The organism is Vibrio sp. Vb0304 (genome assembly GCF_033338995.1).
Taxonomy (GTDB): Bacteria; Pseudomonadota; Gammaproteobacteria; order Enterobacterales; family Vibrionaceae; genus Vibrio; species Vibrio alginolyticus.
In genome coordinates, this window is record NZ_JAWOTT010000118.1 from 1 (window position 1) to 1,439 (window position 1,439).

At 43.4% G+C, this 1,439-nt stretch carries 2 protein-coding genes; both read left to right on the forward strand.

Features of this window, described 5'->3' with window-relative positions; genetic code table 11:
- Positions 1-609: TonB-dependent receptor domain-containing protein (locus R7P35_RS24275; RefSeq protein ID WP_318092885.1), on the forward strand; the 609-nt coding region annotated here is incomplete at its 5' end.
- Between the two features lie 72 nt (positions 610-681).
- Positions 682-1,439: DUF3450 domain-containing protein (locus R7P35_RS24280; RefSeq protein WP_318092887.1), on the forward strand; the 758-nt coding region annotated here is incomplete at its 3' end.

Below are 1,439 nucleotides of genomic sequence, written 5' to 3' on the forward strand. Positions count from 1 at the left end.
ATTGATGACGTAATCACTCTGAATACGCTCCAGAGCATGATTGATCAAGAACGTAGTTCTGGTGTGTCGAATCCAAATATCGTTCGAGAAAATGGACGAATCAAAGAAGCTACTGCTGGACTTCAAAACCTAGGAACACTTGATACATCAGGTCTAGACCTTAAAATCGGTTATCGTTATGACTTTAATGTTGCAACAATCCGTTATGACTTTACAGGTAGCTACGTGCTTGATTACAGCTCACCAGAATACGTTGGTGGTCCGGTAAACAACCAAGTGGGTCGAAATGGTCTACCAGAATACCGTTTCAACACAGGTGTTGGCGTAAACTTCTTGGAAGAACATGACATCTACCTATCTGCTGACCACATCGCCGATCAAGCTCAAGATGTTGACGACAACTACAATAAAACTGGCCATATATCATCACAAACAACGTGGAACATCGCGTACAACTACTTAGCTCCATGGGATGCGAAGTTTACTGCTGGTGTTCGTAACTTAACTGATGAAGATCCTGCATTTGAATCTGATGGTGTAACTTACGATAAAGACCTATACAGCATTCAAGGCCGTGTTTACTTCTTGAAATACTCTCAAAACTTTTAATTAAAACCTTTGGCGCAGGAGTATTTCCTGCGCCCTATTCGACTGACTATTTACACTAACAAGGATGCTACTATGACGTTAAAGGAATTTGGCGTAAGTGCAGTTACTGCCGCGATTCTCTCGGTAAGTGGTGCAGCGATTGCTGCAGACTCTGGAACCGTAGTCGCCAATCAAGCACAAACAACGAAGTCTTCTCAAGCTTCTCAGCAAAAAATCGATACTTACGCTGAAAGCACAGAAGGTATGTTGGCAGAATATAAGGGCTTACTTCGTCAAATCGATAGTATGAAAGTCTACAACGAGCAAATTAATCGAATGGTTCAATCGCAACAGGGCGAACTGGACTCATTGAATAACCAAATTGCTCAAATCGATCAAACGGCAACAGAAGTTGTTCCTCTAACACTAAAAATGATCGATGCGCTAGATGAGTTCGTTACACTCGATTTGCCTTTCCAAAAAGAAGAACGCAACAAACGCGTTCAAGAGTTACGCCGCCTGATGGATCGCGCAGACGTAACGACTTCTGAGAAATTCCGTAAAGTGATGGAAGCGTACCAAATTGAAGAAGGCTTCTCTCGCTCAATTGAGTCTTACAAAGCGAGCTTAGATCGTAACGGCGAAATCGTAACGTACGATTTCTTACGTATTGGTCGTACAGCACTTCTATTCCAATCTCCAGACGGCGGTGAAACAGGTATGTGGAACCAACAAACACGTCAATGGGAGACACTACCTGAAAGCTACCGTATTGCGGTACAGCAAGGCCTTCGTATCGCGAAGAAGCAAGCGCCACCAGCGCTAATCAAATTGCCTGTATATGCTGGGGA